Origin of the sequence: Williamwhitmania sp. (genome assembly GCA_035529935.1) — a bacterium.
In the GTDB taxonomy this organism is placed as follows: Bacteria; Bacteroidota; Bacteroidia; order Bacteroidales; family Williamwhitmaniaceae; genus Williamwhitmania.
On the sequence record DATKVT010000045.1, the window covers coordinates 1 to 24,744 of the forward strand.

At 43.3% G+C, this 24,744-nt stretch carries 25 protein-coding genes and 1 tRNA gene; 9 read left to right on the forward strand and 17 right to left on the reverse strand.

Features of this window, described 5'->3' with window-relative positions:
- Window positions 1-281 precede the first annotated feature (281 nt).
- The 14 genes from VMW01_03155 to VMW01_03220 form a co-directional block, all read right to left on the reverse strand.
- Window positions 282-866, reverse strand: a complete 585-nt coding sequence (locus VMW01_03155) for a hypothetical protein (GenBank protein ID HUW05238.1) — start codon at window positions 864-866, stop codon at window positions 282-284.
- 80 nt (window positions 867-946) lie between these two features.
- Window positions 947-1,909 carry a hypothetical protein gene (locus VMW01_03160; protein ID HUW05239.1) on the reverse strand — a complete coding sequence of 321 codons (963 nt, stop codon included), beginning with the start codon at window positions 1,907-1,909 and terminating at the stop codon, window positions 947-949.
- Between the two features lie 51 nt (window positions 1,910-1,960).
- Window positions 1,961-2,944: a DUF6175 family protein gene (locus VMW01_03165; protein HUW05240.1), complete on the reverse strand. Its 984-nt coding sequence runs from the start codon at window positions 2,942-2,944 to the stop codon at window positions 1,961-1,963.
- Between the two features lie 133 nt (window positions 2,945-3,077).
- Complete coding sequence (locus VMW01_03170; GenBank protein HUW05241.1) at window positions 3,078-3,599, reverse strand: hypothetical protein; 522 nt, start codon at window positions 3,597-3,599, stop codon at window positions 3,078-3,080.
- A 100-nt stretch (window positions 3,600-3,699) separates the two neighbouring features.
- A complete protein-coding gene (locus VMW01_03175; GenBank protein HUW05242.1) occupies window positions 3,700-5,007 on the reverse strand; it encodes a hypothetical protein in 1,308 nt (435 codons plus the stop codon).
- A gap of 474 nt (window positions 5,008-5,481) precedes the next feature.
- On the reverse strand, window positions 5,482-5,955 hold the full coding sequence (locus tag VMW01_03180; GenBank protein HUW05243.1) for a biopolymer transporter ExbD: 474 nt from the start codon (window positions 5,953-5,955) through the stop codon (window positions 5,482-5,484).
- A gap of 2 nt (window positions 5,956-5,957) precedes the next feature.
- Window positions 5,958-6,527 (reverse strand): biopolymer transporter ExbD, encoded by a 570-nt coding sequence (locus tag VMW01_03185; protein ID HUW05244.1) that lies wholly within the window; start codon window positions 6,525-6,527, stop codon window positions 5,958-5,960.
- A 57-nt stretch (window positions 6,528-6,584) separates the two neighbouring features.
- Window positions 6,585-6,995 (reverse strand): hypothetical protein, encoded by a 411-nt coding sequence (locus tag VMW01_03190; GenBank protein HUW05245.1) that lies wholly within the window; start codon window positions 6,993-6,995, stop codon window positions 6,585-6,587.
- Between the two features lie 6 nt (window positions 6,996-7,001).
- Window positions 7,002-7,808, reverse strand: a complete 807-nt coding sequence (locus VMW01_03195) for a MotA/TolQ/ExbB proton channel family protein (protein ID HUW05246.1) — start codon at window positions 7,806-7,808, stop codon at window positions 7,002-7,004.
- 79 nt (window positions 7,809-7,887) lie between these two features.
- Window positions 7,888-7,975 (reverse strand) — tRNA-Ser (locus tag VMW01_03200).
- 61 nt (window positions 7,976-8,036) lie between these two features.
- Window positions 8,037-9,074, reverse strand: a complete 1,038-nt coding sequence (locus VMW01_03205; protein ID HUW05247.1) for a type I asparaginase — start codon at window positions 9,072-9,074, stop codon at window positions 8,037-8,039.
- Window positions 9,075-9,086: 12 nt separating this feature from the next.
- Window positions 9,087-9,851, reverse strand: coding sequence for a TatD family hydrolase (locus VMW01_03210; protein HUW05248.1), 765 nt, complete (start codon window positions 9,849-9,851; stop codon window positions 9,087-9,089).
- Window positions 9,852-9,895: 44 nt separating this feature from the next.
- A complete protein-coding gene (gene dprA, locus VMW01_03215) occupies window positions 9,896-11,014 on the reverse strand; it encodes a DNA-processing protein DprA (protein HUW05249.1) in 1,119 nt (372 codons plus the stop codon).
- Window position 11,015: 1 nt separating this feature from the next.
- Window positions 11,016-11,510 carry a hypothetical protein gene (locus VMW01_03220; protein HUW05250.1) on the reverse strand — a complete coding sequence of 165 codons (495 nt, stop codon included), beginning with the start codon at window positions 11,508-11,510 and terminating at the stop codon, window positions 11,016-11,018.
- A gap of 482 nt (window positions 11,511-11,992) precedes the next feature.
- On the opposite strand from VMW01_03220, the gene VMW01_03225 reads away from it, so the two are divergent.
- From VMW01_03225 to groL, 7 genes are all read left to right on the forward strand, one after another.
- Window positions 11,993-13,246: a hypothetical protein gene (locus VMW01_03225; GenBank protein HUW05251.1), complete on the forward strand. Its 1,254-nt coding sequence runs from the start codon at window positions 11,993-11,995 to the stop codon at window positions 13,244-13,246.
- Between the two features lie 158 nt (window positions 13,247-13,404).
- Window positions 13,405-14,643 (forward strand): sigma-54 dependent transcriptional regulator, encoded by a 1,239-nt coding sequence (locus tag VMW01_03230; protein HUW05252.1) that lies wholly within the window; start codon window positions 13,405-13,407, stop codon window positions 14,641-14,643.
- Window positions 14,644-14,661: 18 nt separating this feature from the next.
- Complete coding sequence (locus VMW01_03235) at window positions 14,662-15,177, forward strand: LptE family protein (GenBank protein HUW05253.1); 516 nt, start codon at window positions 14,662-14,664, stop codon at window positions 15,175-15,177.
- 2 nt (window positions 15,178-15,179) lie between these two features.
- Window positions 15,180-15,890 carry a tetratricopeptide repeat protein gene (locus tag VMW01_03240; GenBank protein HUW05254.1) on the forward strand — a complete coding sequence of 237 codons (711 nt, stop codon included), beginning with the start codon at window positions 15,180-15,182 and terminating at the stop codon, window positions 15,888-15,890.
- A 21-nt stretch (window positions 15,891-15,911) separates the two neighbouring features.
- Window positions 15,912-16,283, forward strand: a complete 372-nt coding sequence (secG, locus tag VMW01_03245) for a preprotein translocase subunit SecG (protein HUW05255.1) — start codon at window positions 15,912-15,914, stop codon at window positions 16,281-16,283.
- Between the two features lie 238 nt (window positions 16,284-16,521).
- Window positions 16,522-16,800 (forward strand): co-chaperone GroES, encoded by a 279-nt coding sequence (locus VMW01_03250; protein ID HUW05256.1) that lies wholly within the window; start codon window positions 16,522-16,524, stop codon window positions 16,798-16,800.
- 35 nt (window positions 16,801-16,835) lie between these two features.
- Complete coding sequence (groL, locus tag VMW01_03255) at window positions 16,836-18,470, forward strand: chaperonin GroEL (protein HUW05257.1); 1,635 nt, start codon at window positions 16,836-16,838, stop codon at window positions 18,468-18,470.
- A 55-nt stretch (window positions 18,471-18,525) separates the two neighbouring features.
- Here the strand turns inward: groL and VMW01_03260 are convergent, their stop codons facing one another.
- Window positions 18,526-19,671 (reverse strand): alpha/beta hydrolase-fold protein, encoded by a 1,146-nt coding sequence (locus tag VMW01_03260; protein HUW05258.1) that lies wholly within the window; start codon window positions 19,669-19,671, stop codon window positions 18,526-18,528.
- 351 nt (window positions 19,672-20,022) lie between these two features.
- Between VMW01_03260 and lepA the strand changes: the two genes are divergently transcribed.
- Complete coding sequence (lepA, locus tag VMW01_03265) at window positions 20,023-21,810, forward strand: translation elongation factor 4 (protein ID HUW05259.1); 1,788 nt, start codon at window positions 20,023-20,025, stop codon at window positions 21,808-21,810.
- Window positions 21,811-21,858: 48 nt separating this feature from the next.
- Window positions 21,859-22,641 (forward strand): hypothetical protein, encoded by a 783-nt coding sequence (locus tag VMW01_03270; GenBank protein HUW05260.1) that lies wholly within the window; start codon window positions 21,859-21,861, stop codon window positions 22,639-22,641.
- A gap of 7 nt (window positions 22,642-22,648) precedes the next feature.
- On the opposite strand, the gene VMW01_03275 is transcribed toward VMW01_03270, so the two are convergent.
- The gene (locus VMW01_03275) at window positions 22,649-24,310 is read right to left on the reverse strand and encodes a glycoside hydrolase family 16 protein (GenBank protein HUW05261.1); all 1,662 of its coding nucleotides are present in this window, start codon (window positions 24,308-24,310) and stop codon (window positions 22,649-22,651) included.
- 17 nt (window positions 24,311-24,327) lie between these two features.
- Entirely contained in the window at window positions 24,328-24,714 is a 387-nt protein-coding gene (locus VMW01_03280; protein ID HUW05262.1) for a DUF1987 domain-containing protein, read from the reverse strand.
- Window positions 24,715-24,744: the final 30 nt, after the last annotated feature.

Sequence of the window (24,744 nt, forward strand, 5' to 3'; positions counted from 1 at the left end):
CCAGCTGGGTTTTTTACCGCTTTTATCAACCACCTTGGGCTGCGCAAATGCAACTACCCCGGCTAGCAGAAAAAGTGTGATGCATGTAAACTTTTTCATCCGCAATAAATTTAAAAGGTTTCACGATTCTAATCGTACGGATAACCTGCCTGTAGGCAGATTGAAGACATCCACACATCAGGACAAGAAAGAAAATTCGTGTCCAAATGGTTATGAGAATGAATAAAAAAAGCTCAGCAATACCCAGTTGGGGCAGCTGAGCTCTTTTTTAGTTTGATGAACTATTTCTGATCATTAGCCAGCTTATCCATCTCCTCGTTAAATACCTGCTCATATTTACTTTTGTCGTAATCGAGCTGCAACTTTTGGTCCTTGGAGATCTTGTCTTTAATGTTGTTCAGGAGATCGTCCTTACTAACCTCAACGGCCATGTAGGTTGTGTACTTCCCATCCTTGGTGAAAGTTTTGGAACAAACGGTAGCAACGTTATTCAACTGTTGATTTACAACGTCTCTGGTCATCTGCTCAAACTTTTCCTCAAATTGGGTTGCGTCACTAATCTGGCGTTCGTTGGTATAACGATCGGAAACCGATTTCAGGGTCCTATTAATAGAGGCAGCTAAGTTGGCGCTAGCGTCAAGGTTAGCCTTTCTCTTAGCAGTAGATTGGTCCTGGCTGGTTCCAATACCGGTGCCACGGAAAAATTTCGAGTCGCTGTGGAAGTCAGCATCGCTGCAAGGAGTAACCACTTCCTTCATATCGTCGGATGGTTTTACCACAGCTTGCTGTGACTTACAAGAAGCCATTGAGAAAAGGGCAATGGCTGCAATTGCAAGGCCTAAATTTCTGAGAACATTCTTTTTCATAGCGCTAAATTTAAATATGGTTGAGTAAAGTTAGAAACTTTTTTGTTTTTCTTGCTTGAAAATTATTAAGCGTAACAAAATTAGTGGTAAAGCCAAGCCCAGCTTGCGTCAGAGTGTGAAGCCCAATTATTACTGGCCCAGGCGGTTCCTATGTCGTGCACGTTTTGTAACTTCTGTTTTTGTAAGTCCACACTGTCGTCGTACTTCTTCATCTTGAAATCCCACATTTTACCATCCTCCGTGAGCTTCGCCTTAATCTCATCGGCAAGTGCTTGGGCTTCGGTGTAACAGCTGGCATCGGGCGTAATCTTTCCAAGACTTTCGGCGGCCTTATCGCTCTCAAGATTTGCCCAAGCAGCTTTGGCTGCAGCAATGTTTTGACCGCAGGTATAATCCTCATACTGCTTATAAATTTCTACCGAGAGATCCATGCAGCGATCATAGCATTCGCGACAAACATCGGGCACCGCAGATAGCCTAAAGATAGCTTCTTCATACTTTTTTTGTCCAGCAAGAGCCTGCGCGTTTTTCATAATTACGTCGCACTGGGAGTTATAATACTCAATAATCTTTCCCTTTCCTTGCTCGATAAAGCCCTTAAACTGCCCCATCTTAGGGTTGATGTTCTTTACTGCCATGATGTAGGCCTTATCCTCCGACTGACCTACCCCTTTAAACTGAACCGAGGTTTGGCTGAAAATTGTTTGGGCAACAGCGTCTACCACATAGAATGTGAATTCCAGTGTTACCACCTGTTGAGGTGGTGCTGTTGGGGTTATATCTTTGGTAACCACACTAATGGCTGGAACAATAAAAAATCTAGAGCCAAACTCTGAGGCACCAAGACCGTTTTGGGTAGTAATTTGGCGGAGCTTATTCAGAAGCATGCTTTTTGCTCCTTCCGGAATATTACCGGCCTGATCGGGAACAACGGTGGCAATGGCAAGTCGTCCAGAATCGTCGGACTTACCCAGCGAGTTCTGCCCAAAAGAAGTTCCCATACATACTAACCCAAGGGCAACAGTTATTAGCAATTTTTTCATTGTTTTCGTTTTTTAGTTTTAAAGGCGGATTGATAATCCAAGACCTATTCTCTATTTTTCTCCGATAATAAGCCAAGCTTCACCAAGTCCACGCATGTATACCTTGCTAGTAAGGTTAAACGGAGGTCCTGACAAATACTTTCTGAGGTTAGACACAAAGGCGCGGGTGTCGATAGCACGTTCTCGACCTTTATCATCAGTTATGGTCATAGGTATGCGAACTTGCTCGTAGCGCGCCATGGTTGCTGTAGCGTCGGTATTGCTGTAGCGACCATTCTTGCAATTGTCGTCCATCCAATGGTTAATGGCCTCAAGCAACTCAAGAGTTTCACCATTCACCTCATATTCGGTTTCTAGGTCATCAGTTGCGCTATCCCACATCTTCACCAACACCTTCACCTCACGACCATTTGCAAACATGTCGTCGAAATGGCTTTGCAGCTGCGTGTTGAAGTTGTCGAGGTGAGCAAGTACAGCCTCCTCCAGCAAAACAGGAAGTGCTGCTGAAAAGGATGGATTACCAGTTCCGGATGCACCAGCCACCTGTTTATCGCTGTATGCGTCGAGTCCTTGAAGATTAAAGGTTACTGATTTTTTAGGACCAGTTTGGTTTACCGTCCAGGTTACTTGTAACCAGATGTCGGCCTTGGCAACCTTTTTCAACTTATCAATGGGGCTTTCGCTAATACCAGCCCCACTTTTGCTGCTGAGCATTGCCTCTTCAGCCGATTCGTTCTCCAGCGATTTAAGGGAAGATTCTAGGTTTTTTAGGGGGAATCCCCTATCAGCCATCAGCTCGTTGATTTTGCTAATTACCAATAAAAGGTCAGCATTTTCCTGGAGTGCTCTTTTGTAGTCTGGGACTTTAACCTTTACTCCTTGGTTGTCGTACTCTAGCATGTAGCCATTTTGGTTACACCACACGTCGCTCGGAACCACCATGAGGATGGGTTTCTTTGCTTGCGAAAAACCAAATGTCGATAATCCAAAGATCATCAATAGCACAAGGCTTAATGTTTTCATTTTGTTACCCATAGCGATATTTTTATAAAAACACAGTTATTAAAATTTTTAAATGTGCTGTAAGCGATTCTTTTGTGATCTATTTCTCACATTCCTTCCCACGAGCAATAGCTTAATTCATCACAAAATCAGAGCCGTTACAACATTAAAATCCTGAATCAAGGCTTCGAACAATGCCGGCATTTTCCAGCGCTTTTCTAAGTTTTGCAACATCTACAGATACTATCACGCCAATTTTATACTCTTTACCAACTTTCATGATGTCCTCTGGTGCAATAGAGCCATCGCCTGCAATGTTCACATATTTTAGGTAATCACCGCCATCGGCGAAGAATGGGGTGAAAAAATCTGCCTTTGAATCCTCCAGACTGGGGTCGGCAGCCAATGGCTTCTGACCCGGAACACCCGGTTTGCCAACAAATCCCTTAAAGATGACACCATGAACGGCATTTTTCTTTGCCTGCTCAATGGCAACATTGGGTTTCTTTGAATAAGACCACACCTTAATTAAATAGGTACCCTGAGTTCCCGTATTAACAGCCTCTATCTCATACCTGAAGTTTTCGGTGTCTCTATTTGCTTTTTTCTTCGCCTGTGCTGAAGTTGAATAGGAGATTGTGACCAGCAAAGCACTAATCAAACTCGCAATTTTCAGATACATTTTCATCGTCGTAAAAGTTTTAGATTCAAGGAAATTGATTAAGAAGTTTGGTGAATATTACGAATAAATCTCAATTGAAATGACACCTCGATTGAGATCCATACAGTTACTTTATTTGGCGAATGAGCATTCCTGGATAAAATTTACTCCCGCCCTCAAACAGAGTGCGATCGATAACTGGTTTGTCTGTATTTGTGCTATCTGCGGCTTGCTCCTCAGCCACCATGTACCGGTTATCCCAAATTTGATCCCCAACTCGAATAACACCCTTGCGCACATACTTTGTTTTGCCCAAATCATCAATGGTTTGCTCCAGCACCTCATACTTATCACCCTTTTGCAGCCCCTCCTTCAGTCCAATTTTAGCAGAAAGTGGATCAACGGTAAAGAGTGGTGTTTTTGTTTTGAACACATCGTGAGCCCGTTGCAACTTTGCAATTACGGCATCAACTGCCTTGATTGTGGCAATTCGAACCAGCTCCTCCTCGCTCTTTTTAGTGAATATGCTTGACTGCAGGTCGGCCCATGCTTTATCAAACCCAACCAGTTCGAGCCTAAATAAACTAGTAGTATCGAATGCCGCAACTTTTTCTGGAGACCTATTCAAAGAGTCAACCCAGTAATTTTGGTAAAACACTGCTGCAGTAGAGTCATTCCATGTAAGTTTATAAAGATATGAGTTTGCTTGTATCACATATCCTTTTGAAGCCACGGTAGCAGCAGCGTTACCGACTTTGGCAGCAACCTGAGCATATTGTCCACCATACTTTTGGAGTAGTGCTAGCCCACGCTTAGCAGCACCCATAACCTCCTCCTTGCTAACGTATTTAAAGCGAGTAACTACCACAAAAGTATTTCCAATAAGCTCCTCACCCGCGTCCGAAAGTAGTGCTGTTCCCCGTGCAGACGATTTGGCAATACTTGCCTGCATCTCCGTTGCATCGTACTGGCCTCTATCGGCAATAAGGTTCATATCGAAGTCGCCGAGGCTATCGCGGTCAAACCATTTGGCAACCAGCTGCGGCGCAATCCTGTTAGCGTTAAAAAATTTCTGTATTATTGCAGGCAGATCCTGAGTATTTGTGGTGTCAACAAGGCCACCCGATGTGCTTGACAACAAAGTTTTACCAAACGTTTTGCCAACATTGTCCTTTTTAGCTGTTTTCTCCTCGGGGCTCAAGGGATAATCTTTAGGGCTAAATGCCCGTATTGACAACGTTTGATTATTGAACTTATCTGGGATCGGAGCGGTTTCGAAGCAATGCTTAATGGTATCAGCCATTACAAGCCCCGCATCATCAATCATCAATGTATAAATGGAACTTCGCCTATACTTAACACTTTGAAGCTGCTTATCATCCTTGCTGATTGTTTGAGCGAAGATAGAATTCACCATCAACAAGCTAGAGATCATGAAAAGTAAAGTTTTTGCTCTCATATACCATATATTAAGTTATTAAAACATCTTTGTTTTTGCATAATAAGCAGTGGCTCAAATTTCTATAAATTGACTCAGCCACTTTAAAATCTAGGGCTAATGCGTCAAAATTATTTAAGAAATTCGCAACCCCAGCGAAAGATATCACAATCAATATTGAAAGATACGGCATTTTGCACTTATCTAACCCCTTCAATTACAAAATAAAATTCGGCGCATACTAGCTGGCAGGCTGTAATAAAGCAAAATTCACATATTCCATCGAGTAGAATCTCAATATTATACACATGTAACCAAAGGTACAAATTCAGGGTCGCGAATAAAGGAATCAACATAATCTAGGCTGATTTTCATCCTGTAATATCTATAGAGTGCCTGATGAAGGTTGCTGTGAAGGGCAAAAAAAGAGGCGCCCAAAAGAGCGCCTCCTAAAATATTATTGAGATTGTCCTACTTCAACTTTTCAGCCTTACGAGAGGCATAGCTGATTTTAAGCGCAGACGCCTTACGGAGTTCCTGCTTAAGGTCGGTTACAATTCCCATACGGGTGTTCTCATCAACCTTTAACGAGATTGTTAAGTACGCCTTTTCGGCTTCATTGAGTTTGTCACGCTCAGAGGCCACAAAATCACGAATATCGTTAAGGTTCTTAAAAACATCGTTAAGCTGAATGCGTGGTTCAGTTCCGTATAAAGCGGTGAACTGCTTTAGTGGGGGACCCACGTAGATGTAACTCACGAGCGATTTCTTCTCGAGCTTTGTCACTTCTGTAGCTTCAGGAAGCGTAAGCTTTACCATGAGCGATACCTCCCTCATGGATGTACTTACCATGAAAAAGAATAGCAACATGAATACAATGTCGGGAAGAGACGCAGTTGATAGAGCTGGCGTTTCCTTTTTACCTTCTTTTCTAAACTTTGCCATAGCTACTGAATGTTTTTAGGTTCTGCCTCAGAAATGCGCTGAGGATAAACATCTTTCACGATATCCTGCTCCTCTGTGGTAAGATTGTCATACTTCTTGCCAAATCTTGACCTTGCAAAGTCATCACGAAGTTCATTGTAGGCGGCCACTAACTCATTTTGTACCATCATGTACATTTTGTAACTAGTACCTCTATCGTTTTGGAGGGAAACAACACCCCTCGAAACAGGCCAGGGACCTAACCCCTTGATATCCTCTGTTTTCTTTTCAGAGAGATTTGGCTCGTCGTTAGGGTTTTCCACGAATTCCTTGGTTTTATCACGGAGCATGTGGATGTCCATTGGCTGACCATTTACCAGCAACTGATCGTACTTGTTCACCAACACAATGAAAACATTGCGTTCTTTAACCTTAGTATTATCCTGTTTCTGATGAGGATCAGGCATTGGTGGCAACATGCGCGATAGACCGGAATCAACATTCATGGTAGTTGCCATCAGGAAGAAGATGAGCAACAAGAACGCGATATCAGCCATAGACCCAGCATTAATCTCCTCTACTTTTCTAGCCATATCTGTAGATAAGTTTATCAGGTTTAACGATTCAAGCAACAGCTTGATCGCGGAGTATTAGCGGAATAAGTCCCTAACCTCAGTATAAACAATGCTACCTACTGCACACGCAGCAAGAAGGTAGAGAGAAATAACGCTAGTGTCAACAAACCTCAAGGTTACTGGGGCATCGTTAGCTGGATTTGCAATGGAAAATGGCAACTGTGCCGATGAAGACAACAGGAAGGCCACCACAAACAAAAGTACTAACGCGCCTAAGCCAAGTAGTGTTTTCTTGGAGTTTGTAGGATTAACGATCATGTTCACAATAGGGAAGATGATAGCCAAACCAATGGCAATGGCGAAATAAACATAAGCCAAGCCAAGGAATAGCTCCAGATCAATCACACCAACCAGAAAAAGAACAGGTGTAACAGCTGATAACCCTAGCAGAACATATTTAATGGCAGCTTTAACGGTTTCAGACATGTCAAACTATTTTTTAAGGTTGTGTTTTGCAAGAATATCGATTAAAGAAATAGAAGCATCTTCCATTTCATTAACGAGTGTGTCAATTTTGGAGATAATGTAGTTGTAGAATAACTGAAGAATCATAGCTACAATAAGACCACCTACAGTGGTGATAAGAGCAACCTTGATACCTCCTGCAACCAATGCGGGGCTGATGTCACCGGCAGCTTGAATGTTGTCGAATGCACCAATCATACCTACTACTGTTCCCAAGAATCCTAACATAGGAGAAAGGGTGATGAACAGTGAAATCCAGGTTAACCCGCTTTCCATACGACCCATTTGAACTGAACCATAGGAAACTACCGATTTCTCTACAACATCAAGACCTTCGTGCATTCTATCCAGCCCTTGGAAGAAAATGCTGGCAACAGGTCCTTTCGTATTGCGGCAAATTTCCTTAGCAGCTTCAATACCACCACTCTGTAAAGCATCCTCAATTCTGGAAAGAAGTTTTTTGGTGTTGGTAGTGGCCAAGTTTAGATAGATAATTCTCTCGATAGCCAGTGCCAAACCTATGATCAAGCAGAGTAGAATTGGGGTCATCCACGGCACACCACCTTCGATAAATTTCATTTTTATCTGCTGGCGAACAGTTGTCTCCTGATCAGCGGGGGTAGCTGCTGCTGCAGATGCTCCTACCTTGGCAGTATCAACCTTTTGCGTAACAGTGGCAGTGTCCTTTTTAGCTGCATCGTTCTGAGCATAGGTGGAAGTTGCTCCAAAAGTAAGCATTCCCAGAAGTGCTACAAATCCAAATAGTTTTCTCATGATTTGTTGATGTTAGGTTTTAAACGTTTGGGTTTTCTGTGTATTATTAACTTTTTTCAACTTAGTTGCTTATTCAGCGCGGAGAGGGCGGGATTCGAACCCGCGATACGCTTGTGGCATATACACACTTTCCAGGCGTGCGCCTTCGACCACTCGGCCACCTCTCCAATCCAAATTCTCGTTTAAATTAAGTGCGCAAATTACAATTTTTTTTTTTAATGCCAACCTCTACTCACTTATTTCACCGCTTATTGATTTATCCAGCTGCTGCTTTATCTCCTCGGCGGTAAGGTTTTGACCAAGAAGAAACATTAGCTTGGCAACGGCAGCCTCTGTAGTGATGTCATACCCACTTCTTACTCCAATCTTTTTAAGTAAGATACCCGTATCATACTTTTCCATATCTACACTACCGGCATGGCACTGAGTTACATTAAGCACCACGATACCCTGTTCCACTGCTTGCCCAACTCTTTCGAGAAACCATGGTGAAGTTGGGGCGTTACCAGACCCAAATGTCTCCAAAATTGCTGCCTTTAATCCGCTTATGGACAATACGCCATCAACAACCGCTGGTGTAATACCCGGAAAGATTTTAAGGATTGCAATATTAGTGTCCAAATTTGTATACGTTTTTAACTCGCGAAGTCCCGTTGGGTAGCTAATATAGGCATGGTTATACCTTATATTAATACCGGCCTCAGCAAGTGGAGGATAGTTGTCGCTGCGAAATGCGTTGAAATGGTCGGCATTATGCTTGATAGTTCTGTTCCCTCGAAATAGCCTGTTTTCAAAAAAAACGCAAACCTCCGGGACTAAAGGCTGACCATTCTTTCTAGCAGCAGCTATCTCTATGGCCGAAACGAGATTTTCCTTACCATCTGTACGAAGGGTTCCAATCGGAAGCTGTGAACCTGTTAATATTATAGGCTTATCAAGATTCTGAATCATAAAGCTGAGGGCCGAAGCCGTGTAAGACATGGTATCTGTGCCATGCAAAATCACAAACCCATCGTAGTGGTGATAGTTGCTGCTGACAATCTCCACCAGCCTAACCCAAAAATCGGGCTGTATATTGGAGGAATCCACCAGTGGCGAAAAGGATACGGTTTCAATTTTAAAACCAAACTTTTTTAACTCCGGAACTTCCTCCTCAATTTGCTCAAAGTTAAAAGGAGCAAGGGAACCCGTTTCAGGATTGTGCTTCATTCCGATGGTTCCACCCGTGTAAATCACCAAAATTGAAGATGCTGTGCTTCCTTCCATATGCTCGGCAAGTTATAAATTGAATAGTTGAATTGCATTCCCCGTGGTCATCTCTTCAACCCTTTCAAAGGTTGTTGCCTTGTATGTGGCTAAAGATTTGGCAATCAATGGAATGTAAGCTGAACTGTTTCGCTTACCTCGGTGGGGCACTGGGGCGAGGTAGGGTGAATCTGTTTCCAAGACAATTTCTTCAATTGGAATCTCTTGCACGGTATCCTTTAGATTTGAGTTTTTAAAAGTAAGCACGCCTCCTATTCCAAAGTAAAATCCACCAAAATTTCGTATCCAGTTCACCTCAACTAATCCTCCTGAAAAACTATGAAATACGCCAGTTAATCCTCTTCCACGAAAAGAGTTGAGAACGTCAAATATTTCAGCAAAAGCATCCCTGCTGTGTATAATTACGGGGAGATGCTGGTGAAGAGCCAACTCCAGCTGCAACGAAAAGGCATCCTTTTGCTCATTCAGGTAAGTCTTATCCCAGTATAAATCTATGCCTATTTCTCCAATGGCCACAAATTCGTCCGTCTTTATTTTACTGATTATCATTTCAAGACAGGATTGGGATTCACCATTGACTGAGGTTGGATGGAGCCCAATTGCTGCCGAACAACTTGAAAATATATGCGTTACGTTAAGTAGCGGTTCAATGCTATCGCAATCCACGTTGGGAAGAATAAACCTTCCCACACCCTGCTGTTGGGCGGTTGCAATAACTTCCTCCAAATCCTGAGCAAAATCAGGCAGATACAAGTGTGTGTGAGTATCAATCAGCATAGCCAGTAAATGGGTTACAAACTTAGTAAAAGTTGGCAACTTCGCTAACGTCTCACCAAACCATAGAGTTTCCCTGGAAAACTCTTTACAATCCCTGAAAATTCAAGGTTTAGAAGCAACCCAGAAACCTTGCTCACTGGCATCTGTGCTTTAATGGCCAGCGTATCAAGGTTCTCTTTCTCCTGATTGCCAAGCAACTCAACTAGCTGCTGCTCCTCCTTTGTTAGCTCAACAAAAAGAACTGGCTGAACAGGGTGTTTAACAACATCCGTTTCGGAAGTCCACCCCATAAGCTGAGAGATATCTTTTGCCGACCCAACCAAGGCAGCCTTATTAGTCCGAATCATCTCATTGCATCCTTCAGAATATTTATCGCCAACTCTTCCTGGAACAGCAGCAACATCGCGGCTATAGGAGTTGGCTATGTCGGCGGTTATAAGAGCTCCGCCTTTAGACCCTGATTCCACAACCAGCGTTAAGTCACTAAGCCCAGCGATTATCCTGTTTCGTTTAATAAAATTTTGCCGATCAGCCTTGGTTTCCGAAGGGAAATCGCTGACAAGAGCTCCATTAGACATAATTTCCTTGGCCGTATTTCTATGCTCTGAAGGGTAAATGGTGTCGAGGCTATGGCCTAGAACAGCAACTGTTTTGAGCCCATGCTTCAAGGCGGCCCTGTGCGCGCAAATATCAATACCAAAGGCGAGGCCACTAACAACCAAAGGCGAGTGACCTTCGCTAACTAGGTCGGAAAGAATTTGCTCACAGGTAGTTTTACCGTAGTCTGTAGCGCTACGTGTTCCAACTACAGCCATAATCTTCCGGGCATTCAGGTCAACTTCTCCCTTGAGAAAAAAAACAACCGGTCCATCTTCACACGCTTTTAAACGCTCAGGATAATTCTTTTCAACATACACATATGCAGAAATACTAAACCGCTCAATAAATGTCACCTCTTTTTCAGCCCGTTCAAGCACCTTCTGCTGGGCGATAGACTTAGCAAGCAGGTCGCCAATTCCGGGTATTTTGAGCAGATTGGCCTTCTTCTCCTTAAACACAGCCTCTGCACCACCACAATACGCAATTAACTTCTTGGCATTTATACTCCCAATGCCAGGAATCATATCGATAGCAATGTAGTAGCGTAAATCTTCAGAGCGCATTTTAACCCAAGCCCTTGTTTTTAATAATTACGGAATTAAGTACATGCAGCAACTTGTCTCGCTTAGTACGTCCAAGTAGCGAAACGCTAATAGGCGGATACTTAGCCACCTTCGACCCAATCCTTTGGTGGAGAATCAGCCTCCATCTTTTGTTGAAAAAGCTTTTTTCAACCGTTAAGTTTATCAGCGCATCTAAGCCAATTTCAATACTTTTTCTTTCCTCACCCAGCATCCGCATCGAAAAGTAACGAAAAATAATAACCCCCTTCTCCACGGTAAAATATACATAGCTGGCATCGATCATGTAGTGGTAAAAGAGAAAGAGTAGGTAGGCCACCAAAGGGACCCCAACCATAAACCACTTAGATATTCCAAAAACTGGCTCATCAAGCGGGTAAAGATAAAAGAGAAGCATAACCCATCCACCCAAAACAATTGCATAGGAGATTCGCTGTATCTTATAAACTGTGGTTTCCTTTACATTCTCAATTTCCATATTCGTAGTTTATTTGACCATGACTAGTATCCTTTAATTCGAGGGGCTTCGATTCTATGTTGGGCTCTGACCATGAATTCAACGCTATTGATAAATTCATCTTATAAAGTAACAAAATTACCATCTCAACTCAAAACGATAAAACAGTGAGGTGACACACTTTTTTATAATTTTAGTACAGCAGCTAGTTACTTCGTCAGCTCAGCAGTCGCTCATCGAATGACTTATCTGTTTTATAAAATTGGTCTTTAGCAATCTATAATTAAAGGTTAGCTGAAGCGCAAGTTTACCCTAATCCAACTCCTAAAGGCATAATTATATTCTGTCGGTCAGAAACGCTGCGTTTTTTATTTCTACATATCGCTGTTTAACTGGCCATTGTCATGTTTTTTTGGTAAAATATCTTGTAAAAGGTATAATGGTGTACTATATTTTTTATTTTTGGAAGTTGGCAAAAAGTTGTTTTACTAAGGGTTTAAACCATGCTAAAGTATTATGTAACAAAAGAAGATAATACCCTCAATAGTGAGGTTTCCCTATCGGCATCGCGACGGTACACCAACCGCACGCTGACCTTTAGAGCGCTTTACAATAAGGGTACTGATACCAAAAATGACCCGGCAAACTCCGTTCCGGATAATATTGACTTCCTCGACCAAGACCTGAAAGCTGGAATAAAATCCATTGCCAAGGGGAAATCGGGTGTAGCGATGCACTTTATCAAGCATTTCTTCAGAAAATACCAAGGAGAATGGATTATTGCAGGCTCCGAGAAGTTGAACAACAAAGCTGTTAACGACTTGGTTGAAATCCTTGCCGAAGGTGGCACAAACATTAAGTATGTGGAACTTACCGGCGTTTCCGTTGTAAAAATTATCGGCAGAAGCCTCAAGGGGCCCATATCCAGAGTAGACGGCGTTATTTCCAGTAAATTCATTACCGCATCCCTACTCATTTCGCCCACCCTCTCCGACTCCGCTGCAGAATCGCTCCGAAACGCATTTGTAGGGTCTCCCTATATTCGCCAAAACATCAAACTTTTCAGACACATTGGCATCAATACCGACTGGAACGAAAACGAAATATTGATTGAGCACATTTTTAAGGATGGAAGTATAGTATGCGTTGAGGCCGACTGGGGCAACGCCTCCTACCTTTACGAGATGTTTATCCTTTCTGATTCAAAGAAGTTGGTGGTGAAAGGTCTCAACGTTGATACCTTTCAAAGCGATGGAATTATAAAAGAACTCTTTGAAGAATTTGGGGTAAAAACGGAACCAATTGAGGACGGTGTGGAGCTAACCAAGGTAAAGCGGAAAGTCAAAAAGTATTACCACGACTTTGCAAATAACCCCGACCTTATTCCTTGCTTTACAGTGACCTGCGCATTACTGGGAATTCCATTCAAAATTAAAGGCGTAAATTTAAGAGGACGAGCACCCGAGCGGTCCAAAATGTTGAAGGAGTGCCTTGGTTTCCTTGGTGCAAGCATTGAAACAAAGGAGGAAGATGAAGCCGAAACGGTTATTTTTGATGGCAAGTTAACTATGCCAGAAAAGGGAAGCCAAGTTAATGTCCCAGCCCATAAGGACCATCGATTGGCCATGGCCTTTTCTCCGGCAGCGCTACTGGGTTACAGGGTTGCCATTGAGAGCCCCACACAGGTTAATAAAACTTACACAGCCTACTGGGACGACCTCAGAAAATTGGGATTTTCAATCGAACAAGAATTATAGTAAAAGAAACCGGCACTCGCCGGTTTCTTCCTTTAATCTAAGACAAGTTTCGAAACATTGAATAGGTGAAAGTTTGTTTTGGAGAATTGCTACATTGCATGTAATTTTGTCAGTAGAACAACATCTTGTTCGTCAAAATATTCTGAATAATATTGACGATGATCGACATACAGAGAATTAAGCAACGATTTGGCATTATTGGGGTTAGCACTGGGCTACATCGAGCGCTCGAAGTGGCGGTACAGGTTGCACACACCGATCTGAGCGTTCTCATTTCTGGAGAAAGCGGCACAGGCAAGGAGGTATTTCCCCAGGTAATCCACCAGTTTAGCGCACGTAAGCACGGATCCTACATTGCAGTAAACTGCGGTGCCATTCCCGAAGGGACCATTGATTCTGAACTTTTTGGACATGAAAAAGGATCGTTTACCGGAGCCACCGAAAGCCGTAAAGGTTACTTTGAAGTGGCCGATGGTGGAACCATTTTCCTTGACGAAGTGGCAGAGTTGCCCCTTTCCACCCAGGTCAGGTTGCTCCGCGTGTTAGAAACGGGCGAATTCATGCGGGTTGGATCGTCGAAATCACAAAAAACTAACGTTAGGGTAATCGCTGCAACTAACGTAAACTTGAACCATGCAATTCAGGAGAATCGGTTTCGTGAAGATTTATACTACAGGCTAAACACCGTTCCCATTGCTATTCCACCTCTGCGCGAAAGGGTCGAAGACATACACCTGCTTTTTAGAAAATTTGCGGCTGATTTTGCCGAAAAATATTCAATGCCGGCCATCAACCTCTCCACAGAGGCGAGAAGGATGCTTGAGAATTACAAATGGCCCGGAAACATTCGTCAACTCAAGAATGTAACCGAACAAATTTCGGTTATTGAAGAGAACCGAACAGTTTCGGAGGATACGCTCCGGCTTTACCTCCCTGACTATACTGAGGTAAAGTTGCCGGCCCTATACAAAGGCGTTGATGAACGCACGTTTTCGTCCGAACGCGAAATCCTCTACAAAGTTCTTTTCGACATGAAGAACGATATGAGCGATCTGAAGAAGTTGGTATACGATCTGATGCAAAACCGTTCATCCGATTTTGCAGAATCTGACAAGGCAGTGCTTCTCCAGCGTCTTTATCATACAGTACCCGACACGATGCATGAGTTCAATCACGGCCCAGTTGGCCATGTAGTAGAATCGACCTCAAAAAACAAACATAGCGTTATCGATACTGAAGAGTTTGTAGAAGAGTCTCTATCCCTTGAAGATAAAGAGATTGAGTTTATCAAAAAAGCCCTCGAAAAGCATAAGGGTAAGCGAAAAAATGCGGCTCAAGAGCTTGGCATCTCCGAACGCACGCTCTACCGTAAGCTCAAAGAACATAACCTTGAATAACTTTAACACCATAAAGGAATGAACAATCGCCTCGTCAACATACTCTTTATTGGCCTCACTATAGTTTTGATAACCGGTTCGTGTGCGGTTAAGTACTCCTTCACTGGCGCATCTATTCCACCCGAATCTAAAACTGTAAGCGTAAAGTACTTCAATAACATCTCGCCAAACGTTGATCCTTCGCTGAGCCAAACCCTAACAGAGGCCGTCAAGAATAGATTTGTATCTCAAACCTCCTTGGCTGTTGTGCAAAATGATGGTGACCTCAACTTTGAAGGTCAGATCACTAACTCTACGGTAACCCCGGTAGCAATTCAAGGTAATCAGTACGCCCTCCAAAACAGGCTGACCATTACGGTTCAGGTTAAGTTTACCAATAAAAACAATCCTGAGTTAAACTTCAGCAAATCGTTCTCAGAATACGAAGATTTCCCCTCGACACAAACGCTGCTTCAAGTCCAATCTAGCCTTACAACACTGATAGTAGATAAGCTTGTGGATGATATCTTTAACCAAGCTGTTGCAAATTGGTAACCATGCTAAACACGGAAACATTTTACTCCCTCCTCGCAGGTGATAGAAGCCAATATGGAGAAGCTGCAATATCTTTAGAAGTTCTCCTTAAACAATACCCTTGGTTTGAGATGGGACATGTTCTGCGAGCAGCCCTGCCAAACAGTAGCAGCAACCAGCTAAAAGTAGCTGCAACCTACGCGCAAAACAGGAAGCAGCTGCAACTTTTTATCAATGCTGCTAGTATCTCGCCAAAGAGCACACCCCCAATAGCTGAGTTACCGAATGAACCTCAGGAAACTGGGTCAACTGCTGTTGAAGAAGTCGAACTGCAGGTGGGTCAAGACCTGCTAGAGATTTCGGAGCAGCAGCAAACCGACAAAGTTTTGGATGTTAAGAGCGAGGAACCACCTTTAGCTACATCGGGACCGGAGGTGTTTGAATTGGAGGAGACAGATGCCCCCGTCAACGATGACCTTATTGATGTGTTTCTTAAGACGGCTCCTCGGATTGTACCACCAAAAGAGATTCCCACTGAACAGGAGGATATTTCCATGGACAGCGTTAAAGAACCTAGCGACGTTGCCACAGAATTGCTTGCACAAATCTTTCTTGAGCAGAAGTTATTCGACAAGGCCATTGCAACCTACGAAAAATTATGCTTGAAATATCCGGAAAAAAGTGCTTACTTTGCTGGTCAAATCGAAGAGATAAAGAAACTACTGCTACCGTAACAAAACAAACTCAAGAACATCATGTATACAATTGTATTATTTCTCATTCTTGCGGCCTCCATCTTGTTGGTCTTAGTCGTACTGGCTCAAAATTCAAAAGGAGGAGGACTTGCTTCCAATTTTACTGCATCGAACCAGGTAATGGGTGTTAGAAAGACCGCCGACTTTCTCGAAAAAGCAACATGGACTTTGGCTATTGCACTCTTAGTATTGAGTCTTGTAGCCGTTGTTGCAATTCCAAAGGCCGATCGCCAAAAAGCAACATCAGAAATTGAAAGCCAGGTAGAACAAACAGCACCTCCGGCAGCAACTCCCGACTTTCAAACAACTCCTAAACAAGATAGTAAACCACAGGCACAACCCGCTACTCAGCCGCAGCCTGAAAAGAAATAGCACTTAACGTGTAATCTCACTCAATGTGTCAGTATGTCAGATACTGACACATTTTTTTTATATCACACACAAGAATTGTGATTCCTATGGCTTTGAATTGCTGAGCAAAACCACAACCTGATGTCTCCTCCAGTGGCAGTAAACCAAATTAAGATCAGTCAAAATTACAACCAAAATGATTTGGCATGAATTGTGCCTTATCGTTGCGGAAAAATGTTTAACTAAAATAACGCATACTATGTCAGAGGTTAAAATTAAACCATTAGCAGACAGAGTTCTGGTTGAAGCCAAGGAGGCTGAAGAAAAAACTGCCAGTGGAATTTATATTCCCGACACTGCGAAGGAAAAGCCCCAAAGAGGGACCGTTGTGGCTGTAGGTTCAGGCACCAAAGACATTGCCATGGAAGTTAAAGTTGGCGATGAAGTTCTTTATGGAAAGTATTCCGGCACAGAAATCGCCGTTGACGGCAAGGACTACCTTATCATGAAGCAGTCCGATATTCTTGCAGTTCTCTAGTTACATGAATAGCTAAATCGTAAAAAACAAAAAAAATGGCAAAAGAAATTAAATTCAATATTGAAGCTCGTGACCTTCTTAAAAAAGGTGTTGATGAGCTGGCCGACGCTGTAAAGGTTACCCTCGGACCAAAAGGTCGCAACGTGGTTATCGACAAAAAATTTGGCGCTCCTCAAATTACAAAAGACGGTGTAACCGTTGCAAAGGAGATTGAACTGTCCGATCCATTCGCCAACATGGGCGCCCAAATGGTAAAGGAAGTTGCCTCAAAAACAGCAGATGATGCAGGAGATGGCACAACTACTGCTACCGTACTTGCTCAATCTATTATTAGCGTTGGGCTAAAGAACGTTACTGCTGGCGCAAACCCAATGGATCTTAAAAGAGGTATCGACAAAGCCGTGATCAAGGTAGTTGAGGCCCTTAAGAAGCAGAGCCAGGAAATTGGTGACGAAAGCCTGAAGATTGAGCAGGTTAGCACCATTTCGGCCAACAACGACAGCACCATTGGCAAGCTTATTGCTGAAGCCATGGGCAAAGTAAAGCGCGAAGGCGTTATCACCGTTGAGGAAAGTAAGGGTATTGAAACTTACGTTGAGGTAGTTGAAGGAATGCAATTCGACCGCGGATATATTTCGCCCTACTTCATCACCGATGCCGACAAGATGGAGGCAACCCTCGAAAGCCCAATGATTCTTATCACCGATAAGAAAGTTAGCACCATGAAAGACTTGCTCCCAATTCTTGAACCAATTGCTCAGGGAGGTCATTCACTGCTAATAATTGCAGAAGACATTGATGGCGAAGCTCTTGCAACATTGGTTGTGAATAAGCTGCGTGGATCGCTCAAAATTGCAGCAGTTAAGGCTCCTGGTTTTGGCGATCGTCGTAAGGAAATGCTTGAAGACATTGCCGTACTGACCGGAGGTGTTGTGATTTCTGAAGAAAAAGGACTTCGCCTTGACGCTGCCAAGATCGAAATGCTTGGACGTGCCGAAAAGATAACCATCAACAAGGAGAATACCACCGTAGTAAATGGTGCTGGCGATAAGGCTGGTATAAAGCAGCGTGTGGCCCAGATTAAGGTTCAAATTGAAAACACCACCAGCGACTACGACCGTGAAAAGTTACAGGAGCGCTTGGCCAAGTTGGCAGGTGGCGTAGCCGTTCTATACGTAGGTGCCGCCTCAGAGGTTGAAATGAAGGAAAAGAAGGACCGTGTTGACGATGCCCTTAGCGCAACCCGCGCTGCCGTTGAGGAAGGCATTGTTCCCGGAGGTGGTGTTGCATACATCCGCGCTATTGAAGCTCTTGAGAACCAAAAGGGTGATAACGATGACGAGACTACTGGAATCCTAATTGTTAAGAGAGCCATTGAAGAACCTCTCCGCCAAATTGTGATTAATGCAGGTCTTGAGGGATCGGTTATCGTTCAGAAGGTTAAGGAAGGTAAGGGCGACTTTGGCTACAATGCCCGCACTGACAAATACGAAAACCTATTCAAGAGCGGTGTTATCGATCCAACAAAGGTTACCCGCATTGCATTGGAAAATGCAGCATCAATTGCAGGCATGTTCCTTACTACCGAGTGCGTACTTGTCGACAAAAAAGAAGACAACGCTATGCCTCCAATGAACCCAGGAATGGGTGGCATGGGTGGTATGATGTAATCGACTCCATAATATTTGATAAAATGGATATCCAACTGGGTATCCGTTTTTTTTGCTACCTCAGCAACCAGCTAATTGCTGCAGGAAACTCCCGTTTCCAATATTGCTCGTTATGCTTCCCATCGCTGGAGACAGAGACAACCAAATTCCTTTTTCTTGGCCCCTTCTGCTTTAGCACTTCTATCACCTTGAGCATATCCGAAACCATAGTTGCACTTTCGGGTTGACCTCCATAGAAGTAATAACGCTGCTTGGGATTAAGAATACAGCTATTTAACCAAGAATATATGCTATCGCTAAACCAGATGGAAGGGCTAAAAATTAGTGCACCACCAATTACATTTGGATATTTTGTGGCGATATAGAGAGAGATCAGTCCACCCAGCGAACTCCCTCCAACAAATGTTCCTTTCGGTTCCGGAATTGTTCTAAAAGCGCTATCAATAGCAGGTTTTAGTGTCGCCACCACAAACTGAGCGTAAAGATCACCCCTGCCACCCTTCTTCAATTCCACGTTCTGCCAAGGTGTGAGTTCTTCAATTCGAAAATCCCCACCATTGTCTATACCAACTACAATACAGCTGATTCTAACCGCTTTATACAAACTATCAAGCGATTCATCCACACCCCACTCCCCCGAAAATGCAGTTAAAACATCAAATAGGTTCTGCCCATCCTGCATGTAAACCACCGGATAGCGCTTGCCTGAAGTTGCATAGTCGGGTGGCAGGTAGACCCGAATGGTTCGCGTTCGGTTGAATTGCGGCATATAGAAATCGGTTTCCCAAACCGAAACGTTTTTGGATGCTGTTGAGCGAGCTGGTGATGCTTCAAAATAATCGCTCCAACCTGAAACGTTGAGCGTTGCTGTATCACCTTTGCTAAAATCCACCTGACAGTTTTCTACCGCTGTTCCAGTTCCCGAAACCTCTACCTTTTTCCAACTCCCACGCGTAACCTTACATTCAAATGTTGTAGGGATATCAGTTTTAGCTAAAATGTAGGTGATGCTATCTACCCGTCTAAATAAAAATGCGGTATCGTGTGGATTCCAATCGTTTTGGCCTCCTGCCAAAAAAAGTGAATCGCTGAAGGATATCGGTTTAATAACCTTGACTACCAAAACTCGTTGGGCAAAGGAGGTGGATACCAAAAGCATTTGGATTAGAGCAATGGGTATCAAACTGTTTACAAATCTCATCATCGTTGTCTTAACAAAACACCAAATAAAACCATCAATTGATAATTCTTCGCTAAAGTAATCAATCCATATAAGTCCAATACATCCAGCCCTATTCAATCAGAGCTTCATTCCAAAATATTTTACCTCCCCCAGAATCAAGAGAATTTTGGCAAAATGGTATCACTGGGAAGCAAGGTCATTTTACTTGGTGTTGAAAAATTTCCAATGTTTTGAATATCTTTGTACGCTTAACATCCAGTGTTTTCGAGGAATAGTAATGAGGTTCAAGGAATGATTCGGGCAATACGCCTGCTATTGATGGACTCAACTGCACTGGGGCCGTTATTAAATTGAAGTAATTAATAGTTAATGGAAGATATTAGAAATTTCTGCATCATTGCCCACATCGACCATGGGAAGAGCACTCTGGCTGACAGAATGCTTCAGCTAACCAAAACCCTAACCGACAGAGAGTTTCAAAATCAGGTTTTGGACAGTATGGACTTGGAAAGGGAAAAGGGAATCACCATAAAGAGCCACGCCATTCAAATGGAGTATATCCACGAGGGTCTTCCCTTTCAACTCAACCTCATTGATACTCCCGGCCATGTGGATTTTTCGTATGAAGTTTCGCGCGCCATTGCCTCATGCGAAGGAGCGCTGCTCGTTGTTGATGCCACTCAAGGCATTCAGGCACAAACTATTTCGAACCTCTACCTTGCACTAGCCCACGACCTCGACATTATTCCCGTAATCAACAAAATTGATATGGATGCTGCGATGGTCGACGATGTTAAGGACCAAATTGTTGACCTCATTGGATGCAGCAGGGAGGAAATTCTTGCTGTTAGCGCTAAGACTGGCGATGGTGTCGATCAAATCATGGAAGCCATCATTACCAGAATAAAGCCACCTACGGGAGATTCCAACGCTCCTCTTCAAGCACTTATCTTCGACTCCGTATTTAATCCCTTCCGTGGGATTATTGCCTATTTCCGCGTTTTCAATGGAACCTTAGAAACTGGTGATAAAGTTAAATTCTTTAATACGGGTAAGACATATGAAGCAGATGAGATTGGCTACCTCAAGCTAAAACTCATGCCCAAGAAAAAGATAAAAGCTGGGGAAGTTGGTTACATTATTTCAGGTATAAAGAATGCGGTTGACGTAAAGGTGGGTGATACTCTAACCCACATCGAAAAACCATGCGCCGTTGCCATTTCCGGCTTTGAAGACGTAAAACCGATGGTGTTTGCAGGTATTTACCCTGTTGATACTGATGAGTATGAAGATCTAAGAGCTTCGCTCGAAAAGTTGCAGTTGAATGATGCCTCTCTTACTTTTGAACCGGAATCTTCATTAGCCCTTGGCTTTGGCTTTCGATGCGGATTTTTAGGACTGCTGCACATGGAGATTGTTCAGGAACGACTCTACAGGGAGTTCAACATGGACGTAATTACAACTGTACCCAACGTATCATTCAAGGTTTTCACTACAAAGGGCGAAGTGGTGGACGTTCATAACCCAAGCGGCCTGCCGGCACAAACCATCATTGGCCATATTGAGGAGCCAACCATTAACGCACAGATTATTACCAAGAGTGAATATCTGGGAGCCGTAATGAAGCTCTGCATTGATAAGCGAGGTATCTTAAAAAATCAAGTTTTTCTCACCTCCGACAGGGTGGAGATCACCTTTACCATGCCTCTCAGCGATATTGTATTTGATTTCTACGATAAGCTAAAGTCGATATCGCGTGGCTATGCTTCGTTCGACTATTTTCTGAACGGCTACCAAAAGGCCGATTTAGTTAAACTCGACATTCTGCTTAACGGCGAAATGGTGGATGCACTATCGTCGCTCATCCACAAGGACTATGCCTACAACTTTGGACGTCGGATGTGTGAAAAGTTGCAGGAATTAATCCCGCGCCAACAGTTCGACATTGCCATCCAGGCAGCCATTGGGGCAAAAATCATTGCCCGCGAAACGGTGAAGGCTGTTCGCAAGGATGTTACCGCGAAGTGCTACGGAGGAGATATTTCGCGTAAGCGCAAGCTCCTAGAAAAGCAGAAAAAAGGGAAGAAGAGAATGCGTCAGGTGGGCACTGTTGAGGTTCCTCAGGAGGCATTTCTTGCGGTTCTCAAGCTCGATTGATCATTGGGCAGCGGCCTAGAATGTAACCGCTGCTTTTTGTTTTTAACCATGATTGCCAAAATAAAACACTACTGGAAGCTCAAACGGCTGGGGTACGTAAACGACCAGCTAGGCATTGCCCACCGCTTCAGACAGGAGGGAGAGAGCTGGAATAACCATCTGACCAAGTCGAAGCAGGCCATCCTAGCATTTGTTGCAAAGGGAGAATATAAGTCAATAGCAATTCTTGGCTCCGGGTGGTTGCTCGATGTCCCACTAGAAGAGTTGGTTGCGCAAAACAAAAAAGTTGTTCTGGTTGATATTCTGCACCCAAAACAAGTGCTGCACCGGTGGAACGACAATCCTTTAGTTCAGTTTGTTGAGGCCGACATTACGGCTGGAGCCGTAGACATCTTCACCAACGTAGTATCGCGAAAAATTAGCAAGGAAGAGGCCATCTTTCTGCTGGGCAACCTCCACCCCGAAAATCTGCTTCCACCTACCGATGCAGTAATCTCGGTTAACCTGCTAAGCCAGCTGGCCCAAATTCCGGTGGAGAGGCTAAAGGATAAGGGGGTAATCTCAGATCATTTTGCAACAACCACCAGCCGCATTCTTCAGCAACAGCATTTGATGTGGCTGTCCAACCACCATAGCCTATTGATTACCGACATTGAAGAGGAGCTATTCGATGAGGATGAAAAGTTGTGTGGAACCAATCCGCTAGTGGAAGTTGACAAAAGAAAGTGGCAGCAAACAGATCGGTGGAAATGGAAGTTTGATACCCGTAAAACTTACCGGCAAGACTTTAAAACCCGCTTAAACGTTGGTGTTTTTGAAAAGATGAAATAGAATGAGGCTAGGCTTGCTCTCCAAATGTAAATGCCCTAACCCAATCAACCTCCATCGATACTGGCAACTTTCCATCATCAATATCGCTTCCAAGACCGGAGGATAACACAAGATACATTGGATGGCTTGGTATATGCTTCGTTTCCTTTCTAACCAATACGCCATTCACCTTCCAATCAATTGATTTCGGAGTCCAGTCAACGGTGAAAATTGCGAATTGGCCCCTTATGCTCGGTAGCGACAATTTACCCATCTGCCGGCTTACTCTTCCAGACTCATCGCCATGGAAGATCCCCTGTTCAAAGTTGTTTGCTTTCGATCCAAACTTAAAAATGTTAAGCTGTGGCAGCATCTTGTCGCCAACCATCCAGAAGGCATGAAAAACGGGAAACTGCGGCTGCAACCGAACCTTTGCCTCAAATCGTCCATAAGCCTGACGAAAACTTTGTCCTGTGGATACTAGGCCGGAAGTATAGCTAAACTCTTTGGGGAAGAATCCAAGTTTTTCATCCCATACCATACCACTAGCCTTCTCTTTTCTGGTTTCAATCTTTAGAAGACTATTTTCCAAATGGACATTGTTGCCATCAGAAAGGTGTTGCCTCTCTCCTGAGAGAGAATATCCCTTATGAAGCAGCGCTTCACCCCAAAAGTATCGTGTTAGCCAACGATTTTTATCTAGTTTCTTTTCGTCAAAATTATCCAGAAATGTCATCTCCCAACTAAGATATGGGACGAGCCTTCCTGACTTCTTCTCCTTAAAGAAAAATAGTAAATCAACATCCTTCTCCAGCTGCTTACACTCCTGAAGAAGTTTATAATCCTCCGACTGCTCAAACTTATCCTTGGAGAGAAGGTATTTCTTCTTTTCCTGAAAATCTGCTGACCCAACCAGCTGTTCCAACTCGGCAAGCTCAACAAGTAGATTTCCAGCCTCAATGGTCTCTAGGTTTTTTAAAAGTGCGGCACCATCAACCTTCAGGTAAGTACGGATATCGGTATTATTGCTGAGTAATTTAAACTCCTGCTCCAAAGCAAAGAATTCCGAATTCTTCCATTTATATGAGCGCAAGAAATCCTGAAATTCTGAGGCAGAAACAATCTTTACGACCTCCTCATAGCGCAAAATAATTGTTTGATCGAGATCCTCATCTTTTCCCTTGAGGTGCTTTTTAACATGAGGGTGCTTTCGAAGAGTTTTATACTCAACTAAAGTCTTATATTCACTGGTGTTCTTAACGGAGTATTCCTTTTTGCGGGCAACAAATTCCTGATCCGAAAGCATACTCTTCAACTCAAAGAAACGAGCAATATCTATTGAATCCTTTACTTTTAAGTAGGTGGTGTAGCTTGGAGATTGCTTAAATGAGAAATATTTTTTAATCCGAGAATCCCGTTGTAACGTATGAAGACGATTTTCTGCCTGAAACTCTGAACTACCTTTGTAAGTTAGGTTGTGCAACTCAAGCCTTCTTTGGGCAAATTCAGCTGAGGAAACGTAGGCTTTGAGCTCATTAAATCGTGACAACTTCGGTGAGGCATCAATCTCCTTATATCGCTTGACGTCGGATAGAAGCGCATTAATGCGTCCCTCATACGCCTCAGCGGATGGCAACATACCAAGCGTGCGGGAAGTTACGTATCGAAACCAGTAGAAAGAATTTGCCATCTATAAGCGTCTTTGAGTTATGATTCCCGGTGATGCATTATCATTTTAAACGGAACTTTCAGGTTTTCAGCATAGTCCTCTCCTGCTTCCTGCATATCGTCATCATCCTCAAAGTAGTGCCACTGCACTTCAATGCTGTGGCCATGGCGATGCATATCTCGAAGTTTTTCAAAAAGTTTAATAAACATTTTTGATGAGGAGGTATTATAGTACTCGAGGTTGAAAACCAACTCCGTTTTAGGATTGGGGTTAAGGGAATATTCGTCAAACCAAGAGATTATTGGATTGTAGAATTCAAGCACATCCTCAGGGAGTGAGTTTCCTGCAATTTCAAATACTCCTTCTACCTTATCAAGAACAACCTTGGGGGTTTCCTCAGTTGGATCAATAATAATTGCTTTCATAGCCAGGAATAATTTATCCAAAAATAAAGG

Coding starts and splice junctions, on each gene's coding strand:
- VMW01_03155 (HUW05238.1), bottom strand. CDS start 866: ATGAAAAAGAATGTTCTCAGAAATTTAGGCCTTGCAATTGCAGCCATT.
- VMW01_03160 (HUW05239.1), bottom strand. CDS start 1,909: ATGAAAAAATTGCTAATAACTGTTGCCCTTGGGTTAGTATGTATGGGA.
- VMW01_03165 (HUW05240.1), bottom strand. CDS start 2,944: ATGGGTAACAAAATGAAAACATTAAGCCTTGTGCTATTGATGATCTTT.
- VMW01_03170 (HUW05241.1), bottom strand. CDS start 3,599: ATGAAAATGTATCTGAAAATTGCGAGTTTGATTAGTGCTTTGCTGGTC.
- VMW01_03175 (HUW05242.1), bottom strand. CDS start 5,007: ATGATCTCTAGCTTGTTGATGGTGAATTCTATCTTCGCTCAAACAATC.
- VMW01_03180 (HUW05243.1), bottom strand. CDS start 5,955: ATGGCAAAGTTTAGAAAAGAAGGTAAAAAGGAAACGCCAGCTCTATCA.
- VMW01_03185 (HUW05244.1), bottom strand. CDS start 6,527: ATGGCTAGAAAAGTAGAGGAGATTAATGCTGGGTCTATGGCTGATATC.
- VMW01_03190 (HUW05245.1), bottom strand. CDS start 6,995: ATGTCTGAAACCGTTAAAGCTGCCATTAAATATGTTCTGCTAGGGTTA.
- VMW01_03195 (HUW05246.1), bottom strand. CDS start 7,808: ATGAGAAAACTATTTGGATTTGTAGCACTTCTGGGAATGCTTACTTTT.
- VMW01_03205 (HUW05247.1), bottom strand. CDS start 9,074: ATGGAAGGAAGCACAGCATCTTCAATTTTGGTGATTTACACGGGTGGA.
- VMW01_03210 (HUW05248.1), bottom strand. CDS start 9,851: ATGCTGATTGATACTCACACACACTTGTATCTGCCTGATTTTGCTCAG.
- dprA (HUW05249.1), bottom strand. CDS start 11,014: ATGCGCTCTGAAGATTTACGCTACTACATTGCTATCGATATGATTCCT.
- VMW01_03220 (HUW05250.1), bottom strand. CDS start 11,510: ATGGAAATTGAGAATGTAAAGGAAACCACAGTTTATAAGATACAGCGA.
- VMW01_03225 (HUW05251.1), top strand. CDS start 11,993: ATGCTAAAGTATTATGTAACAAAAGAAGATAATACCCTCAATAGTGAG.
- VMW01_03230 (HUW05252.1), top strand. CDS start 13,405: ATGATCGACATACAGAGAATTAAGCAACGATTTGGCATTATTGGGGTT.
- VMW01_03235 (HUW05253.1), top strand. CDS start 14,662: ATGAACAATCGCCTCGTCAACATACTCTTTATTGGCCTCACTATAGTT.
- VMW01_03240 (HUW05254.1), top strand. CDS start 15,180: ATGCTAAACACGGAAACATTTTACTCCCTCCTCGCAGGTGATAGAAGC.
- secG (HUW05255.1), top strand. CDS start 15,912: ATGTATACAATTGTATTATTTCTCATTCTTGCGGCCTCCATCTTGTTG.
- VMW01_03250 (HUW05256.1), top strand. CDS start 16,522: ATGTCAGAGGTTAAAATTAAACCATTAGCAGACAGAGTTCTGGTTGAA.
- groL (HUW05257.1), top strand. CDS start 16,836: ATGGCAAAAGAAATTAAATTCAATATTGAAGCTCGTGACCTTCTTAAA.
- VMW01_03260 (HUW05258.1), bottom strand. CDS start 19,671: ATGAGATTTGTAAACAGTTTGATACCCATTGCTCTAATCCAAATGCTT.
- lepA (HUW05259.1), top strand. CDS start 20,023: ATGGAAGATATTAGAAATTTCTGCATCATTGCCCACATCGACCATGGG.
- VMW01_03270 (HUW05260.1), top strand. CDS start 21,859: ATGATTGCCAAAATAAAACACTACTGGAAGCTCAAACGGCTGGGGTAC.
- VMW01_03275 (HUW05261.1), bottom strand. CDS start 24,310: ATGGCAAATTCTTTCTACTGGTTTCGATACGTAACTTCCCGCACGCTT.
- VMW01_03280 (HUW05262.1), bottom strand. CDS start 24,714: ATGAAAGCAATTATTATTGATCCAACTGAGGAAACCCCCAAGGTTGTT.